19 protein-coding genes are annotated in these 24,842 nt (G+C 65.0%); 11 read left to right on the top strand and 8 right to left on the bottom strand.

Annotation, left to right across the window (positions count from 1 at the left end; all coding sequences use genetic code 11):
* Window positions 1–159: 159 nt before the first annotated feature.
* Window positions 160–774, bottom strand: coding sequence for a bifunctional nicotinamidase/pyrazinamidase (pncA, locus tag ACWGS9_RS17180; protein WP_454506371.1), 615 nt, complete (start codon window positions 772–774; stop codon window positions 160–162).
* A gap of 318 nt (window positions 775–1,092) precedes the next feature.
* Here pncA and ACWGS9_RS17185 point away from each other — a divergent pair, with 318 nt between their 5' ends.
* The 6 genes from ACWGS9_RS17185 to ACWGS9_RS17210 are packed head-to-tail and all read left to right on the top strand — an operon-like array spanning window position 1,093 to window position 8,202.
* Window positions 1,093–1,950 (top strand): FAD binding domain-containing protein, encoded by an 858-nt coding sequence (locus ACWGS9_RS17185; protein WP_454506372.1) that lies wholly within the window; start codon window positions 1,093–1,095, stop codon window positions 1,948–1,950.
* A complete protein-coding gene (locus tag ACWGS9_RS17190; RefSeq protein WP_454506373.1) occupies window positions 1,947–4,745 on the top strand; it encodes a molybdopterin-dependent oxidoreductase in 2,799 nt (932 codons plus the stop codon). The genes ACWGS9_RS17185 and ACWGS9_RS17190 overlap by 4 nt, the downstream gene beginning before the upstream one ends.
* Window positions 4,742–6,283, top strand: a complete 1,542-nt coding sequence (locus ACWGS9_RS17195; protein ID WP_454506374.1) for a 6-hydroxynicotinate reductase — start codon at window positions 4,742–4,744, stop codon at window positions 6,281–6,283. The genes ACWGS9_RS17190 and ACWGS9_RS17195 overlap by 4 nt, the downstream gene beginning before the upstream one ends.
* Window positions 6,283–7,167, top strand: coding sequence for a UPF0280 family protein (locus tag ACWGS9_RS17200; RefSeq protein WP_454506375.1), 885 nt, complete (start codon window positions 6,283–6,285; stop codon window positions 7,165–7,167). Before ACWGS9_RS17195 ends, ACWGS9_RS17200 begins: the two co-directional genes overlap by 1 nt.
* Complete coding sequence (locus ACWGS9_RS17205) at window positions 7,160–7,744, top strand: amino acid synthesis family protein (RefSeq protein WP_454506376.1); 585 nt, start codon at window positions 7,160–7,162, stop codon at window positions 7,742–7,744. Before ACWGS9_RS17200 ends, ACWGS9_RS17205 begins: the two co-directional genes overlap by 8 nt.
* Window positions 7,741–8,202, top strand: a complete 462-nt coding sequence (locus tag ACWGS9_RS17210; protein ID WP_454506443.1) for a MarR family winged helix-turn-helix transcriptional regulator — start codon at window positions 7,741–7,743, stop codon at window positions 8,200–8,202. The genes ACWGS9_RS17205 and ACWGS9_RS17210 overlap by 4 nt, the downstream gene beginning before the upstream one ends.
* Window positions 8,203–8,417: 215 nt before the next feature.
* Here the strand turns inward: ACWGS9_RS17210 and ACWGS9_RS17215 are convergent, their stop codons facing one another.
* Both ACWGS9_RS17215 and ACWGS9_RS17220 read right to left on the bottom strand, forming a co-directional pair.
* A complete protein-coding gene (locus ACWGS9_RS17215) occupies window positions 8,418–10,151 on the bottom strand; it encodes a hydantoinase B/oxoprolinase family protein (protein WP_454506377.1) in 1,734 nt (577 codons plus the stop codon).
* A gap of 2 nt (window positions 10,152–10,153) precedes the next feature.
* Window positions 10,154–12,226, bottom strand: coding sequence for a hydantoinase/oxoprolinase family protein (locus ACWGS9_RS17220; protein ID WP_454506378.1), 2,073 nt, complete (start codon window positions 12,224–12,226; stop codon window positions 10,154–10,156).
* Window positions 12,227–12,446: 220 nt separating this feature from the next.
* Between ACWGS9_RS17220 and ACWGS9_RS17225 the strand changes: the two genes are divergently transcribed.
* From ACWGS9_RS17225 to ACWGS9_RS17245, 5 genes are all read left to right on the top strand, one after another.
* Window positions 12,447–13,274 carry a ferredoxin--NADP reductase gene (locus ACWGS9_RS17225; protein ID WP_454506379.1) on the top strand — a complete coding sequence of 276 codons (828 nt, stop codon included), beginning with the start codon at window positions 12,447–12,449 and terminating at the stop codon, window positions 13,272–13,274.
* Between the two features lie 154 nt (window positions 13,275–13,428).
* On the top strand, window positions 13,429–14,481 hold the full coding sequence (gene deoC, locus ACWGS9_RS17230) for a deoxyribose-phosphate aldolase (protein ID WP_454506380.1): 1,053 nt from the start codon (window positions 13,429–13,431) through the stop codon (window positions 14,479–14,481).
* Between the two features lie 164 nt (window positions 14,482–14,645).
* Entirely contained in the window at window positions 14,646–17,021 is a 2,376-nt protein-coding gene (locus ACWGS9_RS17235) for an aldehyde dehydrogenase family protein (protein WP_454506381.1), read from the top strand.
* Window positions 17,022–17,501: 480 nt separating this feature from the next.
* Window positions 17,502–18,233, top strand: a complete 732-nt coding sequence (locus tag ACWGS9_RS17240; RefSeq protein ID WP_454506382.1) for an SDR family oxidoreductase — start codon at window positions 17,502–17,504, stop codon at window positions 18,231–18,233.
* Between the two features lie 202 nt (window positions 18,234–18,435).
* Window positions 18,436–19,281, top strand: coding sequence for a fumarylacetoacetate hydrolase family protein (locus ACWGS9_RS17245; RefSeq protein WP_454506383.1), 846 nt, complete (start codon window positions 18,436–18,438; stop codon window positions 19,279–19,281).
* Window positions 19,282–19,492: 211 nt separating this feature from the next.
* Here ACWGS9_RS17245 and ACWGS9_RS17250 read toward each other — a convergent pair whose 3' ends face one another.
* The 5 genes from ACWGS9_RS17250 to ACWGS9_RS17270 form a co-directional block, all read right to left on the bottom strand.
* Window positions 19,493–20,491 carry an ABC transporter ATP-binding protein gene (locus tag ACWGS9_RS17250; RefSeq protein ID WP_454506384.1) on the bottom strand — a complete coding sequence of 333 codons (999 nt, stop codon included), beginning with the start codon at window positions 20,489–20,491 and terminating at the stop codon, window positions 19,493–19,495.
* 15 nt (window positions 20,492–20,506) lie between these two features.
* Entirely contained in the window at window positions 20,507–21,568 is a 1,062-nt protein-coding gene (locus tag ACWGS9_RS17255) for a Gfo/Idh/MocA family protein (RefSeq protein WP_454506385.1), read from the bottom strand.
* Window positions 21,565–22,404 (bottom strand): carbohydrate ABC transporter permease, encoded by an 840-nt coding sequence (locus ACWGS9_RS17260; RefSeq protein ID WP_454506386.1) that lies wholly within the window; start codon window positions 22,402–22,404, stop codon window positions 21,565–21,567. The genes ACWGS9_RS17255 and ACWGS9_RS17260 overlap by 4 nt, the downstream gene beginning before the upstream one ends.
* Window positions 22,405–22,412: 8 nt before the next feature.
* Window positions 22,413–23,342 (bottom strand): carbohydrate ABC transporter permease, encoded by a 930-nt coding sequence (locus tag ACWGS9_RS17265; RefSeq protein ID WP_454506444.1) that lies wholly within the window; start codon window positions 23,340–23,342, stop codon window positions 22,413–22,415.
* 240 nt (window positions 23,343–23,582) lie between these two features.
* Complete coding sequence (locus ACWGS9_RS17270; protein ID WP_454506387.1) at window positions 23,583–24,842, bottom strand: ABC transporter substrate-binding protein; 1,260 nt, start codon at window positions 24,840–24,842, stop codon at window positions 23,583–23,585.

Consider the following 24,842-nt stretch of genomic DNA (forward strand, 5'->3'; position numbering starts at 1 on the left):
ACGCTGGCATTCCCTGGAGCACACCTCATCCGTCGCCTTCGGCGACACCTTCTCCCACAAGGGGAGAAGGGGGAGCCCGCATCCCGGCGCTGCAAGTTGGCAATCCGGGCGAGGGGGTCTCCCCACGCGAAAGGAATCTTCGCCTTCCCCACAGTCCGGTCAGTCCGCCGAATGGTCTTCGAGCGTCACGCCGGCTTCGTGCATGCGCTTCAGCATCGCCTCGACAGAGCCGTTGAGGTCGATGCCTCGGCAGGCATCGAGCCGCACGGTCGTCCTGAACCCCTGCTTCACCGCGTCGAGCGCCGAGAAGGCGACGCAGAAATCGGTGGCGAGGCCGACCAGGGTGATCGTGCCGATGCCGCGTTCCTTCAGATAACCGGCGAGACCGGTTTGCGTCGTGTGATCGTTCTCGAAGAAGGCGGAATAGCTATCGATCGCGGTACGGAACCCCTTGCGGATCACCAGCTCGGCTTTGGTCCAGGCGAGCCCGGAATGGAAATCGGAACCCAGGCTGCCCTGGATGCAATGATCCGGCCACAACGTCTGTGGCCCGTAAGGCATCTCTATGGTTTCGAAGGCCTGCTTGCCCGGATGGCTGGAGGCAAAGCTCGAATGTCCGGCGGGGTGCCAGTCCTGCGTCAGGATCACATGCTCGGACCGTCGGATCAGGTCGTTGACCAGCGGCACGATTTCGTCGCCGCCGGCAACCGCCAGCGCGCCGCCGGGGCAAAAATCGTTCTGCAGGTCGATGACGATGAGCGCTTCTTCGGCCATGCGGTTCCCTCTCGTTTCGACTTGGGTCCCAGTAAAAATGCCGCTCTCGCGACCGGACGCAGAACCTTGACCAGATGGCCGGCGGCGTCAACCTCCGAAGGCGTAACAATCGCGTTGCGGTCGGTCCGGCCTGCCGTGCAGGACAAACTCTGGCTTTGACAATTGCCGCCGGCCTGATATCATTTGCATACGAATGAATTTGACCGGTCCGAATACCGGCAGGAAGACCCGAAGCAGGCACTTCGGAGGGCCAGGGGAAGGCCCCTTTTCGGGAAGGTCCAATTTGTCTGGAAGGCCCAACTGTCTGGAAGGCAAAGCGTGATCCGTTACGCGAAACCCACCACGGTCGACGAGGCGCTAGCGTTGCTTGGCGAGGACCGCTGGCGCATTCTTGCCGGTGGCACGGATTTCTATCCCGCGCAGGGCGCCAAACCTTTCCGCGACAACATCCTCGACATCAACGGTCTCGCCGCGCTGCGCGACCTCGAAGAGACGGACGAGCATTGGCTGATCGGCGCCCGCACCACCTGGACCGATATTGTCCGCCATCCGCTGCCGGCCGCATTCGATGCGCTGAAGGCCGCCGCGCGCGAAGTCGGCTCGGTCCAGATCCAGAATGTCGCATCGGTTGCCGGCAATCTCTGCAACGCCTCGCCCGCCGCGGATGGCGTGCCGGCGCTGCTGGGGCTCGATGCCGATGTCGAACTGCGGTCGGCCAAAGCCACTCGCCATCTGCCGCTTGATGCGTTCATCCTCGGCAATCGCCGCACCGCGCTGCGGCCGGGCGAGATGGTCACCGCCATACGCGTGCCGAGGTCTTCCGCGGTCGGCGCCTCGGCCTTCGTCAAGCTCGGCGCGCGGCGCTATCTCGTCATCTCGATTGCGATGGCGGCGGCTCGCATTGTTATCGAAGACGGCTTGGTCGCCGATGCGGCGATCGCGGTCGGTTCCTGCTCGGCGGTCGCCCGCCGGCTCGCCGGCGTCGAGGCGGCGCTGCGCGGCCGGCCGGTCACCCGGGGGCTTGTGGACGCGGTGCTGTCCGCGCCGATCGATGAATTGTCGCCGATCGCCGACGTGCGTGGCAGCGCCGAGTACCGGCGGGATGCGGCGCGCGAGATCGTCGTCCGCGCGGTGCGCGCCGCTATCGGCCCTGACGAAGGCAAGGTGGCGGCATGAGCATTGCCCAGTCCGGTATGACGCAATCCGGCATGGCCCAATCCGGTATGGAACGCGCCGACATTGCCTTCGAGGTCAACGGCGCAGCTGTCAGCGTGTCGGTGCCGCCGGTGCGGCGGCTGTCGCAGGTTTTGCGCGACGAGTTGCGGCTGACCGGCACCAAGGTCGGCTGCGATGCCGGCGATTGCGGCGCCTGCACCGTGCTGGTCGACGGCAATCCGGTCTGCGCCTGCCTGATGCCGGCGGCCTCCGTGGCAGGTGCTTCCGTCACCACTGTCGAAGGCCTTGCCAATGGCCGGCTGTCCGCCCTGCAAGCCTCGTTCCTCGAACATGGCGCCGCGCAATGCGGCATCTGCACGCCCGGCCTGCTGGTCGCGGCCACCGCGCTGCTGGAACGCAACCCCACGCCGAGCGAGGCCGAGACGCAGGATGCGCTGGGCGGCGTGCTTTGCCGCTGCACCGGCTACAGGAAGATCGTCGCGGCGGTGATGCAGGCTTCGCAGCATATGAACGGCGTCGATCTTCGCTTTCCCGAAGTCGGCCGTGCCGTCGGCGCTTCGCCGATCCGGCTCGACGGCGTGCCGAAAGTCACCGGCGACGAAAAATTCGGCGGCGATTCCTTTCCGGCCGATGCCCTGGCGGTGCTCGTGATCCGCTCGCCCCATTATCATGCGCGTTTCAGCTTCGGCGATATCGAGGCGTGGGCGAAGGCGCATTTCGGCATCGCCGGTGTCTTCACCGCCGCCGATATTCCCGGCAAGAACTGTTTTGGTGTCATCGGCCCCTTTGCCGACCAGCCGGCGCTGGCCGAAGGCTTCGCCCGCCTGCGCGGCGAGGCGGTGGCGCTGGTGGCCGGCGAGCGCGAGGCGATCCTCGATCTCGACCTGACGGATTTCCCGGTCGCCTGGACGGAGCTGCCGCACGTGCTGCAGCCGCGCGATGCCAAGGCCGACGGCGCGGCGCTGATCCACCAGCACCGCCCAGCGAACCTGCTTACCTCCGGCTATGTCGAGCGCGGCGATCCCGATGGTGCGCTTGCAGGTGCCGCCGTCACAGCGTCCGGCGCGATCGAGACCTCCTTTGTCGAGCATGCCTATATCGAGCCGGAAGCCGGCTACGCCTACATGGATGACGACACGCTGGTCGTCGTCGCCTGCACCCAGGCGCCCTATATGGACCGCGACGAGACAGCGAAGGTGCTCGGCCTGCCGGTCGAGAAAGTCCGCATCGTGCCGACCGCCACCGGCGGCGGTTTCGGCTCGAAACTCGACGTCTCGCTGCAGCCGCTGATCGGCCTTGTGGCGATGAAGACCGGACGGCCGGCGGCGCTTGCCTACACGCGTAATGAATCGATGATGTCGACCACCAAGCGCCATCCCGCCGAGATGAAGGCGACCATCGGCGCCGATGCCGAAGGCCGCGTCACCGGCATGGTCTTCGAGGGCGATTTCAACACCGGCGCCTATGCGAGCTGGGGGCCGACGGTCGCCAATCGCGTCCCGGTGCATGCATCCGGCCCCTATCTGACGCCGAACTACCGCGCGACCGGCTATGCCATCCACACCAACGGCCCGATCGCCGGCGCCTTCCGCGGCTTCGGCGTGCCGCAGGCCACCATCATGCAGGAAACGCTCTATGACGAGCTCGCCGCAAAGCTCGGCATGGATAGGCTCGATTTCCGGCTGAAGAACTGCCTGCGCGACGGCTGCGAAACAGTCACGGGCCAGCGCCTGGAGACGGGCGTCGGCATCGGCGAATGCCTGGAAGAGCTTGAGCCGCATTGGACGCGCGCGCTCGCAGAAGCGGAAGCCTTTAACGCGAGGCATACGACGAGCAAGCGCGGCGTAGGCGTCGCCTCCTGCTGGTATGGTTGCGGCAACACTTCGCTGCCCAATCCCTCGACCATCAAGGTCGGCATTTCGGCCTCCGGCGAGGTCATCTTGCATCAGGGCGCGGTCGATATCGGCCAGGGCTCCAACACCGTCATCACCCAGATCTGCGCCGACGCGCTCGGCTTGCCGCTGGAGAAGTTTCGGCTGAAGAGCGCCGATACCGCCATCACCCCCGACGCCGGCAAAACATCCGCCTCGCGCCAGACCTTTGTGACAGGCAAGGCGGCCGAGAAGGCTGGCCGCGCGCTGCGCGAAAAGATCCTGCGCTTCGCCAATGTCTCCGGCCGGGCGGTGATCGCGCTCGATGGCGCCGGCATTTCCATCCAGGAAGGCGATGCCGCGCGGCGCATCGATCTGTCGGCGCTGAAGGCCGATGCCGACGGCTTGGTCTTCGTCGCGGAGGAAACCTATGACCCGCCGACGCTGCCGCTCGACGCCAAGGGCCAGGGCAAGCCTTACGCGGTCTACGGCTATGGTGCGCAGATCGCCGAGCTCCAGGTCGATCTCAAGTTGGGCACCGTGAAGCTCATCAAGATCACCGCCGCGCATGATGTCGGCAAGGCGATCAACCCGGTGCTGGTTGAAGGCCAGATCGAGGGCGGCATCGCGCAAGGCATCGGCATGGCGTTGATGGAAGAATATATCCCCGGCCGCACCGAGAATTTGCACGACTATCTCATCCCGACCATCGGCGACGTGCCGCCCATCGAGCACATACTGGTCGAGGTTCCGGACCCGGAAGGACCCTTCGGCGCCAAGGGCCTGGGCGAGCATGTGCTGATCCCGACGGCGCCGGCGATCCTCAACGCCATCCGCCATGCCATCGGCGTTCTGGTCACCAAGGTGCCGGCGACGCCGAGCCGCATCCTGGCGGCGATCCGCGAGAAGGAGGCGCGCCGATGAGCGAGCTTGCCGAACGTTTCGAGACCCACGATCCCGGCGAGAAGCAGGTGGCGGAAAAGATCCGCTGCGATGCCTGTCCGGTCATGTGCTACATCGCCGGCGGTCGCACCGGCGCCTGCGACCGCTATGGCAATGTCGGCGGCCGCATCGTGCGCATGGACCCGCTGACCATTCTCGACCATTCGGCCGAGACCGGCGGCGCCGTCGTGCCCTTCGTCGCCGAGGGCGAAGCCTGGAATGGCGAGCTGGTCAACACCGGCCGTCGCTTCGTTACGGCTATAGGCGCCGGCACGACCTATCCCGACTATAAGCCGGCGCCCTTCATCGTCAGCCAGGAAGTCGAGGGCGTCGACCTCGTCACCGTCGTCACCGAGGGCATCTTCTCCTATTGCGGCGTCAAGGTGAAGATCGACACCGACCGCCACATCGGCGACGAGACGGCGATCGTGCGCTCGCAAGGCGAGGCGGTCGGCCATGTGACGACCGGTGAGTACGGCTCGCAGATGCTGTCGCTCGGTGGTGTCCATCACCTGACCGGCGGCTCGAAGGCCGAAGGACGCGCCACCTGCGATGCGCTGCTCAACCTGTGCAACAGGAAGCCTGTCGAGCTCACCATCGACGGCGGCGCGACGGTCATCGTCGAGGCCGGCAAGGCGCCGGTCATCGACGGCAAGGCCGAACACCGCATGCGCGTCGGCTGCGGTTCGGCCACCATCGGCATGTTCGCCACGCAATGGCGCGGCCTTGTCGACGAGGTGGTGGTAGTCGACGACCACATCACCGGCGTCGTCTCCGAGCATCAGGCCGGCAAGGTGCTGGGCTGGGAGGATACGGGGATAAAAATCATCGGCCGCCGCTCGACGCCCGGCCGCTATTTCAAGGTATCGGAGCCGGGCCTCGGCTGGGGCGGTACCAGCATCGACGACCCACTGTCGATCCTCGGCGACTGGAACGCCAAGAAGGGCGCTCGTCCCGGCCTGTCGCTGCTGATGGTTTCGACCACCGGCGAGCAGTTCGCCTATTACGAGCTCGACGACCAGCTGAAACCGGTCCAAAAGCCGTTTCCGGATCGGCTGCAGAAATCCGTCGGCCTGATCGAGGACAATTGCGAGCCGGCGCTGTGCACGGTTCTCTTCATCGGCGGCGCCGGCGGCTCGCTGCGCGCCGGCGTCACCGAGAACCCGGTCAATCTCACCCGCTCGGTGCAGGGCCTGAGGACCTATGTCACGGTCGGCGGCGCGCCGGTCTATGTCTGGCCGGGTGGCGGCATCACGCTGATGGTCGACGTCACCCGGGTGCCGGAAGGCGCCTTCGGCTACGTGCCGACGCCGGCCCTGGTGGCGCCGATCGAGTTCACGCTGCGCCGCGACGACTATGTCCGGCTGGGCGGCTACGAAAGCGAGATCCGTAGCGTCGAGGACATTCTCGCCAAGGGCGGCGAATATCTCAACCCGCGCAGCAGCACAGGCGCGCCGGTCAACAATCCCTGGCCGCCGCTGGCTCAGCTTCGGCGCGGCGCGGCTAACGGAGCCGGCTGATGAACGGCCCGCAGGCGCACTGGCTGGCCGACGGCAAAAGGCTTCATCTCAACCATGGGCCGATCGACCTCATCGTCGAGGCGTTTGGTTCCGCGGATGAATGCCGCGCCGCTTACGCGCAGGCGGTTGCTCGTTTTCAGACGATCCTGATCGAGCTGGTCAAAGAGCTTCCCGAATTGCGCCTGCCTGCGTTCTTCCTGGCGCCGCGCGCCTTCGCCGGCTCGACGGCGCGCCGCATGGAGGCAGCCGTCATGCCGTTGGCGGAGTGCTTTATCACCCCGATGGCCGCCGTTGCCGGTTCGGTAGCCGACGAAATTCTTAGCTCACTGGTCGCCGGCCGCCGGCTCGACCGCGCCTATGTCAACAATGGCGGCGATAGCGCCCTCCATCTCTGCAAAGGCCAGTCGATGACATCGGCCATTGCAGGCACTGGGCATGGCATGGCCAACCGCGTCACCATTCGCGCCGAGGACGGCGTGCGTGGCATTGCCACCAGCGGCTGGCGCGGCCGGTCGTTCTCTTTGGGGATCGCCGATGCCGTCACCGTTCTGGCGCCGACCGGCGCCGAGGCCGACGCGGCGGCGACGCTTATCGCCAACGCCGTCGACCTGCCCGGTCATCCTGCCATCGCACGCGTTTCGGCGCGCGATCTGGCGCCCGACAGCGATCTCGGCGAGATGCCGGTGACACAAGGCGTCGGCGCGCTTGCGGCGGGCGAAGTGGCGCGGGCGCTGGACAACGGACTTGCCGTCGCAGAAGATTTTCGCCGGCGCGGCCTGATCGCCGCATCGGCGCTGTTTCTTGGCGGTCAAACCCGCATCTGTGGCTCCGTGGCGCTGGCCGCGCCCAACAAGCATCAAGCGAAGGAAACTGCCCATGCCTGACTTTCCGATCCGAAAGGTCGCGGTCCTGACCGAAGAGATATTCCACGACGGCGGCCCCGCGGCGAAGGAACCGCGCCTTCGCGCGGCGGCGCTTGCCGTGGTCAAGAACCCCTTTGCCGGCCGCTATGTCGAGGATTTGCAGGGCGCGATGGAAGACCTGAAACCGCTCGGGCTTCTGCTCTCCGACAGGCTGATCGCGGCGCTCGGCTGCGATGTGAAGAAGATCGACGGCTACGGCAAGGGCGCCATCGTCGGCTCCGCCGGCGAGCTGGAGCACGGCGCGCTGTGGCATGTGCCGGGCGGCTACGCCATGCGCGAGCGCCTCGGCGACGCCAGGGCCATCGTGCCGTCGGCCAAGAAGGTCGGCGCCTTCGGCTCGCGACTCGATGTGCCGCTCGGCCACATCAACGCCGCCTATGTGCGCAGCCATTTCGACGCCATGGAGGTAGGCGTGAGCGACGGCCCGCGTCCCGACGAAATCCTGTTCTGCCTCGCCATGGCCTGCGGCCCGCGCGTCCACGACCGCATGGGCGGCCTCGCGGCCGCGGACATCAAGGCATGGGACGGCCTGAGATGAGCGGCGAGGACAATCTGCTGCGGCTGGTCGAGGCCGAGGACGGCGACGAGAACAACTACCATCTGCAGGACCAGGTCGGCTTCATCCTGCGCAAGGCGCATCAGCGCCATGTCTCGCTTTTCGCCTCGCATATCGGCGACCTGACGCCGCCGCAATTCGCCGCTTTGGCCAAGCTTTACGACATCGGCGAAACCTCGCAGAACCAGCTCGGCACGCTGATCGCCATGGATGCCGCCACCGTGAAGGGCGTCATCGACCGGCTGAAGGCCCGGGGTCTCGTCGAAGTCTCCAAGCACGAAGTCGACAAAAGGCGGCTGCTGGTCAATCTGACGCCGGAAGGCCGCGAGGCGATCGAGCGGCTGATCCCGCTCGCCCGCACCATCACCGAAGAGACCCTCGCGCCGCTGACGGCAAAGGAGGCCGCGACTTTCCTGCGGTTGCTGGCGAAGCTGGCCTGAAAGGTGCTTTCGACAGGGTGACATCTTTAGGCGCTGGAGGGACAGCACCCCCCTCTGGCCTGCCGGCCATCTCCCCCGCAAGGGGGGAGGATTAGCAGCTTCGTACCCGCGCCTTTCCTCCAACGCTGGCGATTGGCGAAAGCGTTGAAGACGGCTGATCTCCCCCTTGCGGGGGGATGCCCGGCAGGGCAGAGGGGGGTTGGCGGGAACTCGACCTAGGCGCTTGGATTGGGTTGCGGCCCGCCCGCCGACAGGCCCACCCCGAACATCTCCCTGGCCTGTTCGGCCGTATAGTAACCGAGCCGGACATCCTCGGCGACCAGCCTCACGTCACGTTCGCGCGGATCGCCATAGCCGCCGCCCCCGGGCGTGCCGACGCGCACGCGGTCGCCGGCCTTGAGCGCGATGTCCTGCTCTTTCGAAAGATGCGGCGGCACATGCGCTTCGCCGTTCCGGAACACGGTCACGCTGTTCGGCGCGCCATCCTTGCCGCCGAGCGCGCCCTGCGGCCCGAAGCGGCCGTGATCCATGACGAAGGACGCGCGGGCTTCACCTCGCAATATCTCGACCTCATAGGCAAGCCCGAAGCCGCCGCGATGCTTGCCGGCGCCGCCTGAGCCTTCGCGCAGCGCATAGTGCCGGTAGAGCACCGGAAAAGCCTGTTCCATGATCTCGACCGGCGGCGATTTCGAAATGCCGATGGTCGAGCAGCCATTGCTCAGTCCGTCATGGCCGGCATTGCCGCCGTAGCCGCCGCCGGAGATCTGGTACATGACATAGTCGCGGCCGCGCGCCGGGTCGTTGCCGCCGAGCGCGAAATTGCCGCTGGAGCCGGCGGGCGCCGCCGTCACCTTCTCCGGCAGTGCCTGCACCATGGCGGCGAACACCGCTTCGGCGATGCGCTGCGAGACCTCCGCCGCGCAGCCCGAAACCGGGCGCGGATACTTGGCGTCGAGGAATGTGCCTTCAGGCCGCTTGACGTGCAGCGGTTCGAAGGCGCCGGCGCTGATCGGCACCTCCGGAAAAATATGGCGCATGGCGAGATAGACGGACGACAATGTCGTCGCCAGCACGCTGTTCATCGGCCCCGCACAGGGTTTCGAGGAGCCGGCGAAATCGAAGGTGAGCGTCTCGCCCTGCTTCTCGACAGCGAGATTGATGGTCAGCGGCTCGTTCACCACGCCGTCGGAATCGACGAAGGCCTGCGAGCGGTAGACGCCATCTGGAATCACGGCGATCGAGGCGCGCATCTGCTCGGCGGCGCGTCGGCGCAGTTCCGCGATCGCCTCGACGACGGTTTCGTCGCCGTAACGATCCAGTATTTCATTGAGCCTGTCCTGGCCGATCAAGAGTGCCGCCGCCTGCGCGCGGATGTCGCCGATGCGCTGGTCGGCGACGCGGATGTTCGAACAGATGATGGCGTAGATCTCCGGATCGAGCACGCCCTTCTTGAACAGCTTCACCGGCGGCAGCCGCAGGCCTTCCTGCTCGACGGCGGTGGCCGAGGCCGAGAAGCCGCCAGGCACCGAGCCGCCTATATCCGGCCAGTGGCCGGTGTTGGAGAGCCAGCAGAAGATCTTGCCGTCGCGGTAGGCCGGCATGACGAAGCGCACATCCATCAGATGCGTGCCGCCGAGATAGGGGTCGTTGACGATGTAGATGTCACCCGGCTCCGGGGCGAGGCAACGACCGTCGGCGATCATCTCGATCACGGTCTTGGTCGAATACTGCATGACGCCGACGAACACCGGCAGGCCCTGGCTGCCTTGCGCGATCAGCGAGCCGTCTACGGCCGAATAGATGCCGTCCGAGCGGTCGTTGGCCTCGGCGATGACCGGCGAGAAGGCCGCGCGCGAAAACGTCAGGTCCATCTCGTCGCAAACCTGCTGCAGCGCCGCCTGCAGCACCGAAAGCGTGATCGTGTCGAGCTTTGCCCCGAACGCTGGCATTGTCAGGCCTCGCCGATGTCGATGATAATGTTGCCGTCCGCGTCCGAACGCGCATGGTCGCCGGGTTCGAGCACTGTGGTGGCGTCCATCTGTTCGAGGATCGCCGGTCCCTCGATCACGGCATCGAGCGGCAGCTTTTCGCGGGCATAGACCGGCGTGTCGTGCCAGGTGCCGTGATACCAGACCGGCCGGATCTCGCGCCGCGCCTCCTCGATCGTTGCCGCGCGGCCCGCCGGGTCGATCAGCCGCGACAGGTCGATCTGTGGCCGCACGCCGGTGACGGAGGTGTTGAGATTGACGAGATTGGCGCGGATTTCCGGCAGCTCGACCTTGAAGCGCGCGAAATAGGCCTTTTCGAACAGTTCCTGCAGTGTTTCTCGTGAAACCGAGGACGACGGCAGCGGCACATTGATGATGTGCGTCTGGCCGACGAACTGCATGTCGGCGGAATGGGTGACGCGGATCGCGTCGGGCTTGACGGCTTCCTTGGCGATCAGCGCCTCGCCTTCGTTCCGGTGCCGTTCCAACACCTCGCGAAGCTTCGCTTCGTCGAGGTTTGCAACCGGCAAGTTGATTGTGTTGACGAAGTCGTGGCGGAGGTCCGCGACGACGCAGCCGAGCGCGTTGGTGATACCGGGACGCGCCGGTACCAGCACCCTGGGCAGGCCGAGTTCGCGGGCCAGCGCCGTCGCATGCAACGGCCCCGCGCCGCCGAAGGCGAACAGCGCGAAATCGCGCGGATCATGGCCGCGCGAGACCGACACCATGCGGATGGCGCCCGCCATCTTCATGTTGCCGAGCCTCAAGATGGCACCCGCGGCCTCGACGCCGGAAAGGCCGCTGCGCTTGCCGATCTTTTCCTCGAAAATGCCGGTGACGCGCTCGACGGTAACCGGATTGTCGACCGCCAGCAGCTTCTTCGGCGCCAGCCTGCCGAGCACCAGATTGGCGTCGGTGATGGTCGGTTCCGTGCCGCCGCGCCCGTAGCAGATCGGGCCGGGATTGGCGCCCGCACTTTCCGGGCCGATCTGGATCAGCCCGGCCGCGTCGACACGCGCGATCGAGCCGCCGCCGGCGCCGACGGTGTGCACCGCCACCATCGGCACATGGATCGGCATCGCATATTCGATCTCGATCTCGTTGGAAACGGCGGGTTCGGCGTTGCGGATCAGCGCCACGTCGGTCGAGGTGCCCCCCATGTCGTAGGTGACGAGGTTGCCGAAGCCGGCGCGCTTTCCGGTATAGGCGGCCGCGATCACACCGGAAGCCGGGCCGGACATCACGGTCTTTGCCGATTCCAGCGTGACGAAACGGGCCGAGATCATGCCGCCATTGCCGTTCATGATCAGGAAGTCGCGGGCGTAGCCCTTGGTGGCAAGCTCCTTGCGCAGCCGCTCGACATAGCGCTCGAGGATTGGCTGCACCGAGGCATTGACCGCCGCCGTCACGCCGCGCTCGAACTCGCGCGCTTCCGAAAGCAGCGCATGTCCGGTGGTGATATGGCCGTTCGGCCAGAGCTCCGCCGCGATTTCGGCGGCGCGCCGCTCATGCGCGGGGTTGGCATAGGAATGCAGGAAATGGATGACCAGCGACTCGCAGCCGGCATCGAGCAGCTTCTTCGACGCATCGCGCATCTCGGCTTCGTCGAGCTCGACACGAACGGCGCCGGAAGCCTCGACCCGCTCCGACACTTCGAGCCGCAGATCGCGCGGAATGACCGGCACGAAGGTGCCTGTCATTCCGTAGGCCTGCGGCCTCGTGCGCCGTCCGAGCTCGATCACGTCGCGAAAGCCGCGCGTCGTGATCATGCCGGTTCGCGCCAGCCGCCGCTCCAGCACGGCGTTGGTGGTGGTCGTCGTGCCGTGCACGATGAGGTCGATGCCGTCGACCGGGAAGCCGGTGGCGCCGAGCGCGGCGACCACGCCGAAGGCTTGGTTTTCCACCGTCGTCGGCGTCTTGGCGATATGGACCTTGCCGCCCGCCTTGCCGTCGATCAGGAGCAGATCGGTGAAGGTCCCGCCGACATCGATGCCGGCAACGACGCTGCCCGCCGACGCCGAAAATTTCTCATTCATTGCCGAAACCCGAAATGCCAGGACTACGGATATGCCTTGGTTTGGAAAGGCGTTTTACGCTGCCATCTTGACCTGAAGATCATTTGTATACTAATAAATTCGGGACACAAGAGCTTACCGCTTGGCAGTGTGCAGGGAGCACGCCGGAACCTGACCGTTCGGGCGCGCAGGAGAGAGTTTGGCCCTAGCGGGTTCCGTCCGGGCTGGAAAGTTGGGTTTGATGAACACGACATCCGCGTTGAAAATTGCCGGCGCAAAGCCGCTGCAGTTCCCGATCCCGGCCAATGTCTATGCCGAGACCGTGGTGTCGGTGAAGCATTATACCGACCGGCTGTTCTCCTTCCGCATCACCCGCCCGCAGTCGCTGCGCTTCCGCTCCGGCGAGTTCGTCATGATCGGCCTTCCCAATGCAGAGAAGCCGATCTTCCGCGCCTATTCGGTCGCGAGCCCCGCCTGGGACGACGAGCTCGAATTCTTCTCGATCAAGGTGCCGGATGGCCCTCTGACCTCCGAGCTGCAGAAGATTGAGGTCGGCGACACCGTCATCATGCGCCAGAAGTCGACCGGCACGCTGGTGCTCGACGCTCTGACGCCCGCCAAGCGCGTGGTCATGATCTCGACCGGCACCGGCATCGCGCCCTTCGCCAGCCTGCTGCGCGATCCCGACACCTACGAGAAGTTCGACGAGGTCATCCTCACCCACACCTGCCGCGACAATGCCGAGCTTACCTATGGCCAGGAGCTGGTTGCGGCGCTGGAGAGCGATCCGCTGATCGGCGAGCTGACCGGCGGCCGCGTCACGCTCTACAATTCGACGACCCGCGAGGAATCGGCGCGCATGGGCCGCATCACCGCTCTGATCGGCTCGGGCAAGTTCTATTCCGACCTCGGCATCGACAGGCTCAATCCCGAGACCGACCGCATCATGATCTGCGGCTCGATGCATATGCTGAAAGACGTCAAGGAACTCGCCGAAAGCCTCGGCTTCCAGGAAGGTTCGCTCAGCCATCCGGCGACCTTCGTGGTCGAGCGCGCCTTCGTCGGCTGAGGGCAGCTTCGCCGTCCTGCCGCAGCTGTTTTGACCATGCAGTCAAAAATCGGCTGCTTTGGCCGCCTTTTTCAGCTATGACCCGCCGAAGGACTCGTGAAGGACAACTTCGCGGGTTATCTTCGGCTGAGGTCGCTGAATGAAAGGGCAGGAGATGAGCACGATCCGCGAGGCCGGCACAGGGACCGGCGCGTCCAAGGTCATGCCGCTGCCGGCGCGCGCCGCGGCCAACACACCGATGCCGCTGGAACACGGCATTGCCCGCAACCCCGGCATGAAGCTCGATCTCGGTTTCCTGGAATCGGTGCGCAGCGTCAACCGCTCGGCGCTCGAGCGCCGCGTCGCCACGCTGACCAAGCGGCGCTCGATCAAGGCCGACAACCAGGCCGCCTGGCTGCTGCGCGCCATCGCCTGCATGGACCTGACCACGCTGAACTCCAACGATACCGACGAGCGTGTGCGCCGGCTCTGCGCCAAGGCGATCAACCCGCTGCGCCGCGATATCGTCGAGGGTCTCGGCATATCAGGCGAGACCATCCGCCCGGCGGCGGTCTGCGTCTACCATCCCTTTGTCGCCACCGCGGTCGATGCCGTGCGCGGCACCGGCATCCACGTCGCTGCCGTCTCCACCGCCTTCCCGCATGGGCTGGCGCCGCTCTCGACCCGACTGCAGGAGATCGAGGCTTCGGTAAAGGACGGTGCCGACGAGATCGACGTCGTCATTCCGCGCGGCCTGGTCTACGGCGCCAAATGGCGCGAGCTGTTCAACGAGATCGTCGCCATGCGCGCCGCCTGCGGCGATGCCCATCTCAAGGTGATCCTCGGCACCGGCGATCTCGCCACTTTGCGCAACGTCATGCTCGCCTCGATGGTGGCCATGATGGCGGGTGCCGATTTCATAAAGACTTCGACCGGCAAGGAAAGCGTCAACGCCACGCTGCCCGTCGGCCTTGCCATGGTGCGCGCTATCCGCGCCTATTTCGAGGAGACCGGCTACCTGATCGGCTTCAAGCCGGCCGGCGGCATTTCCACCGCCAAGGTCTCGCTGGACTGGCTGGTGCTGATGAAGGAAGAGCTCGGCCGGCCCTGGCTCGAGCCGGCCCTGTTCCGCTTCGGCGCGTCGAGCCTGCTCACCGACATCGAACGCCAGCTCGAGCATCATTTGACCGGCCATTACTCGGCCAACCATCGCCACGCGATGGCGTAGCTCCCACCCTCCCCCTTGTGGGGGGTCGCCGCGAAGCGGCGGGGTGGGGGTCGAAAGAACAGAACGGCCGGTCCTATGAACGAAACCATTAGCCATTTACCCCCAACCCGTTCGGCTTCGCCGATCGACCCTCCCCACAAGGGGGAGGGTAAAGGAGGCGCCCCATGAACATCCTCGAACGCTATCACGCCATGGAATACGGCCCGGCGCCGGAAGCCCGCAACGAGGCCGATGCCTGGCTCGCGGGCCGCGATTTCGCGAAAGCGCTGTTCATCGACGGCGCCTGGAAAGCGGCAGCCAGTGGCAAGACTTTTGAGACCAGCGAACCGTCCTCCGGCAAGCTTCTGGCCAAGATATCGGAAGCCGGCGCTGCCGACATAGACGCCGCCGTTACGGCGGCTGCCAAAGCGCTGCCGAAGTGGAGCGCCAGTTCGGGCTATGCGCGCGCGAAGGTGCTCTACGCCATCGGCCGCGCGATGCAGCGGCATCAGCGCCTGTTCGCGGTGTTGGAATCGATCGACAACGGCAAGCCGATCCGCGAGAGCCGCGACATCGATGTGCCGCTGGCGATCCGCCATTTCATCCACCATGCCGGCTGGGCGCAGACGCTCGAGAAGGATTTTCCCGATCACAAGCCGGTCGGCGTCGTCGGCCAGGTCATCCCGTGGAATTTTCCGCTGCTGATGCTGGCCTGGAAAATCGCGCCGGCTTTAGCCGCCGGCTGCACGGTGATGCTGAAGCCGGCCGAATTCACGCCGCTGACGGCCATCCTGTTTGCCGAGATCTGCGAGCGGGCAGGCGTGCCGAAAGGCGTCGTCAACATCGTCCAGGGCGGGCCGGAAGCGGGTGCCGCGATCGTCAACCATCCCGGCGTCCGGAAGATCGCCTTCACCGGCTCTTCCGAGGTCGGCAAGATCATCCGCAAGGCAACCGCCGGATCGGGCAAGAAACTTTCGCTGGAGCTCGGCGGCAAGTCGGCCTTTATAGTCTTCGAGGATGCCGATCTCGACAGCGCCGTCGAGGGTCTGGTCGACGGCATCTGGTTCAACCAGGGCCAGGTCTGCTGCGCCGGCTCGCGCCTTTTGGTGCAGGAAGGCATCGCCGAGGCTTTGATCGCCAAGGTCAAGGTCAGGATGAGCCGGCTGCGCGTCGGCAGCCCGCTCGACAAGAACACCGATATCGGCCCGCTCGTCGACCGCACCCAGCTCGATCGAGTCAAGGGCCTGATCGCCGAAGGCGCGAAGCAGGGCGCCGTCTGCTGGCAGCCGGATTCCGCTCTGCCGTCTTCCGGCTACTATCACCTGCCGACGCTCGCGACAGGTGTTTCGCCGGCTAATATATTGGCGCAGGAAGAGGTTTTCGGCCCGGTGCTGGCGACGATGACTTTCCGCAACACGGAGGAAGCCATCGAGCTCGCCAACAACACGCGCTACGGGCTGGCGGCCTCGGTGTGGAGCGAGAACGTCAATCTGGCTCTGCACGTGGCGCCGCAACTGAAGGCCGGCGTTGTCTGGGTCAACGGCACCAACATGTTCGACGCCGCCTGCGGCTTCGGCGGCTATCGCGAAAGCGGCTTCGGCCGCGAGGGCGGCCGCGAAGGCATGTTCGAATATCTTGCCGCCAAGCTGCCGGCCGGCCCGGTGATCAAGCCGGCCTCGGCCGGCTCGGCCCAGCCGGTCGAACAGGCCGACGGCTCGGCAATCGACCGCACGGCAAAACTGTTTATCGGCGGCAAGCAGGTGCGCCCGGACGGCAGCTACTCGCTTGGCGTCGCCACCGCCAAGGGCAAGCTCGCCGGCGAAGTCGGCCTCGGCAACCGCAAGGACATCCGCGACGCGGTTTCTGCTGCCCGCGCCTGCAAGGCCTGGCCGGATGCGACGGCCTTCAATCGCAGCCAGGTGCTCTATTACTTCGCCGAGAACCTGTCCGGCCGCGCCGAGGAATTCGCGTCTCGCCTTGTCCAGCTCACCGGCGTCGCCGCCAAGGCCGCGCGGCAGGAGGTCGACCTCTCCATCGAGCGGCTGTTCCTTTATGCCGGTCTCGCCGACAAGTTCGAGGGTCGCGTCCACCAGCCGCCGGCCCGTGTCGTCACGCTGGCACTGCATGAGCCGGTCGGCGTCGTCGGCATCGTCGCGCCGGACAACCAGCCGCTGCTCAACTTCGTCTCGCTGGTCGCGCCGGCGCTCGCCATGGGCAACACGGTGGTCGCCGTCCCGTCCGAACGGCACCCGCTTTTAGCCACCGACCTCTATCAGGTGATCGAATATTCCGATATTCCGGCTGGCGCTATCAACATCGTCACTGGCCGCAGCGCGGAGCTTTGCGGCGTGCTGGCCAAGCATGACGACGTCGACGGGCTCTGGGTGTTCGGCGATGCCGAGACCTGCGCCAAGGCGGAGGCCGATTCCATCGGCAACCTCAAGCGCGTCTGGACCGGCAATGGCCGCAGTCTCGACTGGGCGTCGAGCGAGGCCGCCGGCGAGGCCTTCCTACGCCGCGCCATCGAGGTCAAGAACGTCTGGGTGCCCTACGGCGACTAAACTTGCGAAGCACGATGTTCGCTTTTGCCGCAGCCTTGCCGGCTTAAGGGTAGTCGCTTCAAACCAACGCCAGTTTCGAGCTTGTGGTGGGATGGCCAATTTCCTAAGTCGGCGCCGCCCCTCATCGCCCTGCCGGGCACTTCTCCCCGTATAGTGACGGGGAGAAGGGAGCTGGCCGCAACGACCGCGCCCTTTTTCGACGTTGGTGATTGGCGAAACCGGTGGTGGCAGCGCCCCTCTCCCCGTCACTATACGGGGAGAGGATGCCGGCAGGCAGGTGAGGGGCAGCGCCTGCACTCGGAAAGAGGCGATGGGCAAATCCGAAACCCGAAGCGATGTCTGTTCCAGGCTTGACGCCTCGTCACGTGTTCTTTAACCAGAAAAAACAATTTATCTTCGGCAAATCAGGCGACAAGCTCGCCTGGCACATTGCGCCTAGTTTGGCTGCCGGTAGAACGCTTGCGGCACCAGGAGGAAAGCATGACGGATCTGGCAGGCAAGGTCGTGGTCGTCACCGCGGCGGCGCAAGGGATTGGACGTGCGAGCGCGCTTGCCTTTGCCAAGGCGGGCGCCACCGTCCATGCCACCGACATCAACGAGCCGCTCCTTGCCGAGCTCGCCAGGACGTCAGGCGTAAAAACCCGCAAGCTCGATGTGCTGAACGAGGCAGCCGTCGCTTCTGCCTTCACCGAGATCGGCCGGGTAGATGTTCTGTTCAACTGCGCCGGCTTCGTCCATGCAGGCTCGATCCTGGAAATGAAGGACGAGGACCTCGATTTTGCGTTGAACCTCAACGTCCGTTCGATGATCCGCACCATCCGCGCCGTGCTGCCCGGCATGCTGGAGCGCGGCGGCGGCTCGATCATCAACATGGCCTCGCTGGCGAGCTCGCAAAAGGGCGTGCCGAACCGCTTCGCCTACGGCCTGACCAAGGCGGCCGTCGTCGGCCTGACCAAGGCGGTCGCCGCCGATTATGTCGCCAAGGGCATCCGCTGCAACGCCATCTGCCCCGGCACCGTCGAGAGCCCGTCGCTACAGGACCGCATGCATGCGCAGGGCGACTATGAGGCCGCCCGCGCCGCCTTCATCGCCCGCCAGCCCATGGGAAGGCTGGGCACGCCGGAAGAGATCGCCGACCTCGCCGTCTATCTGGCAGGCGCCACTTATACCTCGGGGCAGGCCTACAACATCGACGGCGGCTGGTCGATCTGACGGGTGCTTGAAAGGAATAGCGGCGAACGGGAAGACAGAAGCCGATCCCCGCGTTTGGTGGATCGAAGCGTCTGAAAAATCTTCCTGGTTAGCCGGCTCGAACAAATGGCGCGCTTGCCGCCGATGGGGTCGACGACTACGGTCCGCTGGCTTTGACGGGAATTTGTGAAAACGGCCGCTGGGCCGCAAGGTGGAGAAGAAGATGAAGTTGTTGCGCTATGGCGAAGCTGGCAGCGAAAAGCCCGGCCTGCTCGATGCGGATGGGACGATCCGCGACCTTTCCGCTCATGTCGCCGATATAGCCGGAACGACGCTTCATCCGGCCTCGCTGGAGATGCTGTCCAAGCTCGATCCGATGTCGCTGCCGGCGGTTTCCGGTAGCCCACGCATGGGCGCCTGCGTCGCCGGCACCGGCAAATTCATCTGCATCGGCCTCAACTATTCCGATCACGCCGCCGAGACCGGCGCCACCGTGCCGCCGGAACCGATCATCTTCATGAAGGCAAGCTCGGCGATCGTCGGGCCGGATGACGACGTGCTGATCCCGCGCGGCTCGGTCAAGACCGACTGGGAGGTCGAACTAGGCGTCGTCATCGGCAAGACGGCGAAATATGTCAGCGAGGACGACGCGCTGGATTATGTTGCCGGCTACTGCGTCGCGCATGACGTTTCCGAGCGCGCCTTCCAGGCCGAGCGCCAGGGCCAGTGGACCAAGGGCAAGTCCTGCGACACGTTCGGCCCGACCGGCCCGTGGCTTGTGACCAAGGACGAGGTCGCCGATCCTCAGAACCTGAAGATGTGGCTGACCGTCAACGGCAAGACCATGCAGAACGGTTCGACCAAGACCATGGTCTATGGCGTGAAGTATCTGGTGTCCTATCTCAGCCAGTTCATGTCGCTGCATCCCGGCGACATCATCTCCACCGGCACCCCGCCCGGCGTCGGGCTGGGCATGAAGCCGCCGGTGTTCCTGAAGGCCGGCGACGTCGTCGAGCTCGGCATCGAGGGACTGGGCCAGCAGAAGCAGACGTTCAAGGCGGACGAGTAGAGCGCAGACTTTCCCTTCTCCCCTTGTGGGAGAAGGTGGATCGGCGCGCAGCGCCGAGACGGATGAGGGGTGCTCCAGCGGAGTGCGACCTTGAAGATTGAAGGATCCCGAACGCACTTAATTCTGCCGCGACGATATCCTTCCAACACCCCTCATCCGGCCGCTTCGCGGCCACCTTCTCCCACAAGGGGAGAAGGAGAGGGCGCGCCACCTACTTCACCACCTTCCCATCCGCTCCGAACCGGTACGTCTTCGCCGCATCCGGCGTCGCATACAGCGTCGAGCCCGGTTCGGCGTTGTAGACGCCGAAGATGCGCACGGTGATCAGCCCGGCCTTCTCGCAGTCTAGATAGAGATTGGTGTCGGCGCCGAGATGCTCGGCATGCACCACCATGCCCTTCCAGGCGCCGGACTTCGTGTCGACGGTGAGATGCTCCGGCCGCACGCCAATGGTCTTGGCCGTCTCGCCCACCTTCGCGCCGTCGATGAAATTCATCTTCGGCGAGCCGATGAAGCCGGCGACGAATTCATTGGCCGGCGAATTGTAGAGCTCCATCGGGCTGCCGATCTGCTCGATGCGGCCGGCATTGAGCACCACGATCTTGTCGGCCAGCGTCATCGCCTCGACCTGGTCGTGGGTGACGTAGATCATCGTCGCCTTCAGCCGCCGGTGCAGCTGCGCGATCTCCAGCCTTGTGTTTACACGCAATGCCGCGTCGAGGTTGGAGAGCGGTTCGTCGAACAGGAACAGTTTTGGCTCGCGCACCACGGCGCGGCCGATGGCGACGCGCTGGCGCTGGCCGCCTGACAGTTCCGCCGGCCGGCGCTCGAGATAGGGCTCGAGCGAGAGCATGGCGGAAGCGATCTTGATCCGGCGCTCGATCTCGGCCGCCGGCGTGCCGGCCTGCTTCAAGCCAAGCGCCATGTTGTTCTTCACCGTCAGATGCGGGTAGAGCGCGTAGGTCTGGAACACCATGGCGATGCCGCGTTTTGCGGGCGGCGTTACCGAAACGTCGGTGCCGTCGATCAGCACGCGGCCTGAGGTCGAGTCCTCCAGCCCGGCAATGACGCGCAGCAGTGTCGATTTCCCGCAACCGGACGGGCCGACGAAAACGACGAATTCGCCATCCGTCACCTCGAGGTCGATGCCCTTCAGCACCTCGACCGGCCCGAAAGCCTTTTTCACATTCTCGATCTTCAGCGAGCCCACGGCTTCGTCCTTGTTCTAGAGTTTCACGGGGGCGCCTGTGCGCACGCTCTCGTCGGCGGCGAGGCAGACGGCGAGCGACTTCACGGCATCGTCCATGTGGCGGGTGAGGTCGATATTTTCGCGGATGGCCTTGAGCAGGAAGGCCTGTTCGAGGTCGCAGAGCTCCTGATGGCCCGGCTCGCCCTCCATCGACAGCATCTGGTCCTCTTTGGCGAACCTGCCGTCCGGCCCGGTTACAGCACTATGCAGGCGGATGGTCGAGGTCTTGGTGTGGGTATCGATGTCGTCGGACTTCACCCCCTCCTTCATCACGATCGACACGCAGCCCTTGGGCGACATCACGTCCTTCACGAAGAAGGCCGTTTCCGAGATCATCGGCCCCCAGCCGGCCTCGTACCAGCCGACCGAACCGTCCTCGAACAGCACCTGCAGATGGCCGTAATTATACATCGAGGGAGCGACTTCGTCGGTCAGCCGCACGCCCATGCCGCGCACCTCGACCGGCCTGGCGTCGGTGATCTGCAGCATCACGTCCAGATAATGCACGCCGCAGTCGACGATCGGCGAGGTCGTCTGCATCAGCTGCTTGTGCGTCCCCCAGGTGTGGCCGGAAGACTGCTGGTTGAGGTTCATGCGGAAGACATAAGGACCACCGAGTTTGCGTGCCTCGGCGATCAGCCGCACCCAGGACGGGTGGTGGCGCAATATATAGCCGATCACCAGCTTTCTGCCGTTGGCCTTGGCGGCGTCGACGACGCGCTGCGCGTCGGCCACCGTCGTTGCCAGCGGTTTTTCGACGAACACATGGCAACCGGCCTCGAACGCCCGCACCGCATAATCGGCATGGCTGTCGGAATAGGTGGCGATCGCGGCGACATCCGGTTTCTCGTCGCGCAGCGCGTCCTCGAACGAGCGTCTGATACCGTAGCCGGCAAGCCCGTCCGGCAAAGGCACGTCGGAGCGGTTGACGAGCGCGGCGATTTCGAAGCCCGGATTGGTATGGTAGGCCAGCGCATGGCTGCGGCCCATATTGCCGAGGCCGGCGACGACAACACGAAGGGGTTTTTCTGAACTCACTTCACCGCTCCCGACGTGATGCCGCGGATCAGCTGCCGCGAGAAGATGACATAGAGGATCAGCACCGGCAGAATCGCCAGCGAGAGTGCCGCCAGGATGGCGTTCCAATTGGTGACGAACTGGCCGAGGAAGAGCTGCGCGCCGAGCGTCACCGTCTTGGTTTCTTCCGAAGGCGCCAGGATCAGCGGGAACCACAGATCGTTCCAGATCGGGATCATGGTGAAGACGGCGACCGTCGCCATCGACGGACGCACCAGCGGCAGCACCAGGCGGAAGAAGATCGTGTATTCCGACAGCCCGTCGATGCGCCCCGCATTCTTCAGATCGTTGGAAACCTGCTTCATGAATTCCGACAGGATGAAGATCGCCAGCGGCAGGCCTTGCGCGGTGTAGACCAGGATCAGCGCCGTCAGCGTGTTGACCAGCCCGCTCGCCACCATCAGCTGCAGGATGGCGACGGTGCCGAGGCGGATCGGGATCATGATGCCGAGCGCGAGGTAAAGCCCCATCATCGTGTTGCCGCGGAAGCGGTATTCCGACAGGGCGAAGGCGGCCATGGCGCCGAACAGCAGCACGAAGAACAGCGAGGCGACGGTCACGACAAGGCTGTTCTGGAAATAGTGGATGAAATCGCCCTGGCCGAACACGGTGGTGTAGCCGATCAGGTCGAAGGTCTTCGGTGTCGGCGGCGTCAGCGGCGCGCCGAAGATGCCGGCGCGCGACTTGAACGAGTTCATCACCACCAGGATCACCGGAAACAGCGCGATCATGGTGTAGGTCAGAAGGATCGCATGCGCGCCAATGGTGCGGGGCAAGGAGCGGGTGGCTAGGCTCATGGCGCGCCTCAAAACTGGTAGCGACGCAGGCGCGTCTGCACGAGGAACAGGTAGACGCAGACGCCGGCGAGGATGATCAGGAACATGATCGTCGCGATGGTAGCGCCCATGTTGGGATCGCCGACCTGCAGCTGGAAGCCGAAGAAGGCACGGTAGAGGAAGGTGCCGAGGATGTCGGTCGAATAGTTCGGCCCGGCGAGCGCCCCCTGCGCGGTGTAGATCAGGTCGAAGGCATTGAAATTGCCGACGAAAGTCAGGATCGAGATGATGCCGATCGAGGGCAGGATCAGCGGCAGCTTGATCTTCCAGAACTGCGCCATGCCGGTCACGCCGTCGCATTCGGCCGCCTCGATCACCTCGTCGGGAATCGACAGCAGAGCCGCGTAGATCAGCATCATCGGGATGCCGACGAACTGCCAGACCGAGACCAGGCTGAGCGCGGTGAGCGCATATTGCTCCTTGCCGAGCCACGGCGTGAAAAAGCTCTTCAAGCCGACGAGATCCATCAGATGCGGCGCCACGCCCCAGATCGGCGACAGGATCAGCTTCCAGGCAAAGCCGACGATGACGAAGGACAGGATCGTCGGCACGAAGATCGCCGTGCGGTAGAACGCGGTGAAGCGCAGCCGGGGGCTGGAAAGCAGCGCCGCCAGGAGGATGCCGATCGGGTTCTGCACCAGCATGTGGATGATGAAGAACCAGACATTGTTCCTCAGCGCATTCCAGAAATTCACCGACCAGTTCGGATCGCCGAACAGCGTGCGGAAATTGCTGAAGCCCACAAACACCTGGGACTGCTCGATGTTGCGGAACAGCGAGAGCTGCAGCGTGCCGAACAGCGGCAGGATCATGAATGCGGTGTAGACCAGCACCGCCGGTGCCAGGAATACGCCGATATGCCAGCGTATCGATCTTTTCGGTCGCGTTTCTGCAGCCATGAGTTCGGTAGCCATGAGTTCGGTTCCCCGCCGTCTCTGGGTTCCAGGTCGGTTGATGCTAGCTGATGCCTCGATGCACGGCCTGATCGTCCCCTTCAGGGGAAAGAAAGGCCAGCGACAGATCGGCTCCGTCTTCCCCGCGAGATCGAGGGTAAGACCGGGAGGCGGCGCCGACAATCGCTATCTGGAACTGTTTGAACGCCGGCCGGGGCTCGCGCCCGGCCGGCATCGCAATCGCTCTTACTTCGCCGGCTTGTACCAGCTGTCGAGGCCGGTCTGCAGCTTCTTGGCCGCGGCTTCCGGGGTGTCGGTGCCGTTGATCACATTGGCCGATTCAACCCAGGTCTCGTTTTCGAGGTTCGGCGTGCCGCGCGACAGGATCTGGTAGGTCGAGCGGATCGTCGACTTGCACTTGCCGCGCCAGGAGACGAATTCCTGCGCCAGCGGGTCTGCCATCTTCACCGGCGAGGAGTTCAGGCTGAAGAAGCCCGGCAGCGCGTTGGCGTAGATGGTGGCGAAATCCGGCGAGGCGACCCAGGACAGGAACTTCTTGGCCGCATCCGCGTGCTTGGATGCCGCGTTCAGGCCCATGCCGATATCGGTATGGTCGGAGATGTAGCAGGTGTCTCCGGCCTTCTCGACCGGCGGCGGGAAGGCGCCCATCTTGAATTGCGCCTGGGTGTTGAACAGGCCGATTTCCCACGAGCCGGCCGGGTAGATGGCGGCGCGGCCGAGCGTGAACAGGTTCTGGCTGTCCGGATAGGTCTGCGCCTCGAAGCCGTCGCCGAGATACGGCTTCCACTTGGCCAGTTCCTCATACGGCGCGACCCAGTCCTTGTCGGTCAGCTTCTGCTGGCCCTTGATCAGGGCTGCGCGGCCTTCCTCGCCCTTCCAGTAGTTCGGGCCGATGTTCTGGTAGCCCATGGTCGCGGCTTCCCACAGGTCCTTGGTGCCCATCGCCATCGGGATATAGGTGCCGTCGGCCTTGATCTTGTCGAGCACGGCGAAGAACTCGTCGCGGGTTGTCGGCACCTTGAGGCCGAGCTTGTCGAAGGCATCCTTGTTGTAGATGAAGCCGTGGATGACCGAGGCCATCGGCACGCAGAAGCTCGACTTGCCGTCGTCGGTCTGCCAGGCGGACTTGGCGACCGGCGAGAAGTTCTCCATGCCCGGCAGCGAGGAGAGGTCGGCGAGGTTGCCCTTCTTGAACAGCTCGAGCGACTTGTCGAAGGGGCGGCAGGTGATCAGGTCGCCGGCCGAGCCGGCGGCGAGCTTGGCGCCAAGCGCTGCGTCATACTCGGTCGGGGCCGAAGGCGCGAACACTACCTTGATGCCGGGGTTCTTGGCTTCGAAGGCCGGGATCAGCTTGTCCTTCCAGATGGTCAGGTCGTCGCCGCGCCAGCTTTCGATGTTGAGCGTTACGTCGTCGGCCAGCGCCATCCCGGTGGTGCCGAGGATGCTTGTGCCGAGCAGAAGGGCCGTCAGTAGTTTGGTCTTCAT

The sequence above is a fragment of the Mesorhizobium sp. Arg314 genome, assembly GCF_053714275.1.

Excerpts from the sequence above, each read along its gene's own strand:
- ACWGS9_RS17210 (WP_454506443.1), top strand. The coding sequence starts at position 7,741 with ATGAGCGGCGAGGACAATCTGCTGCGGCTGGTCGAGGCCGAGGACGGC.
- ACWGS9_RS17220 (WP_454506378.1), bottom strand. The coding sequence starts at position 12,226 with ATGAATGAGAAATTTTCGGCGTCGGCGGGCAGCGTCGTTGCCGGCATC.
- ACWGS9_RS17190 (WP_454506373.1), top strand. The coding sequence starts at position 1,947 with ATGAGCATTGCCCAGTCCGGTATGACGCAATCCGGCATGGCCCAATCC.
- ACWGS9_RS17205 (WP_454506376.1), top strand. The coding sequence starts at position 7,160 with ATGCCTGACTTTCCGATCCGAAAGGTCGCGGTCCTGACCGAAGAGATA.
- ACWGS9_RS17215 (WP_454506377.1), bottom strand. The coding sequence starts at position 10,151 with ATGCCAGCGTTCGGGGCAAAGCTCGACACGATCACGCTTTCGGTGCTG.
- ACWGS9_RS17260 (WP_454506386.1), bottom strand. The coding sequence starts at position 22,404 with ATGAGCCTAGCCACCCGCTCCTTGCCCCGCACCATTGGCGCGCATGCG.
- deoC (WP_454506380.1), top strand. The coding sequence starts at position 13,429 with ATGAGCACGATCCGCGAGGCCGGCACAGGGACCGGCGCGTCCAAGGTC.
- ACWGS9_RS17240 (WP_454506382.1), top strand. The coding sequence starts at position 17,502 with ATGACGGATCTGGCAGGCAAGGTCGTGGTCGTCACCGCGGCGGCGCAA.
- ACWGS9_RS17195 (WP_454506374.1), top strand. The coding sequence starts at position 4,742 with ATGAGCGAGCTTGCCGAACGTTTCGAGACCCACGATCCCGGCGAGAAG.
- ACWGS9_RS17225 (WP_454506379.1), top strand. The coding sequence starts at position 12,447 with ATGAACACGACATCCGCGTTGAAAATTGCCGGCGCAAAGCCGCTGCAG.
- pncA (WP_454506371.1), bottom strand. The coding sequence starts at position 774 with ATGGCCGAAGAAGCGCTCATCGTCATCGACCTGCAGAACGATTTTTGC.
- ACWGS9_RS17245 (WP_454506383.1), top strand. The coding sequence starts at position 18,436 with ATGAAGTTGTTGCGCTATGGCGAAGCTGGCAGCGAAAAGCCCGGCCTG.
- ACWGS9_RS17265 (WP_454506444.1), bottom strand. The coding sequence starts at position 23,342 with ATGGCTGCAGAAACGCGACCGAAAAGATCGATACGCTGGCATATCGGC.
- ACWGS9_RS17270 (WP_454506387.1), bottom strand. The coding sequence starts at position 24,842 with ATGAAGACCAAACTACTGACGGCCCTTCTGCTCGGCACAAGCATCCTC.
- ACWGS9_RS17200 (WP_454506375.1), top strand. The coding sequence starts at position 6,283 with ATGAACGGCCCGCAGGCGCACTGGCTGGCCGACGGCAAAAGGCTTCAT.
- ACWGS9_RS17235 (WP_454506381.1), top strand. The coding sequence starts at position 14,646 with ATGAACATCCTCGAACGCTATCACGCCATGGAATACGGCCCGGCGCCG.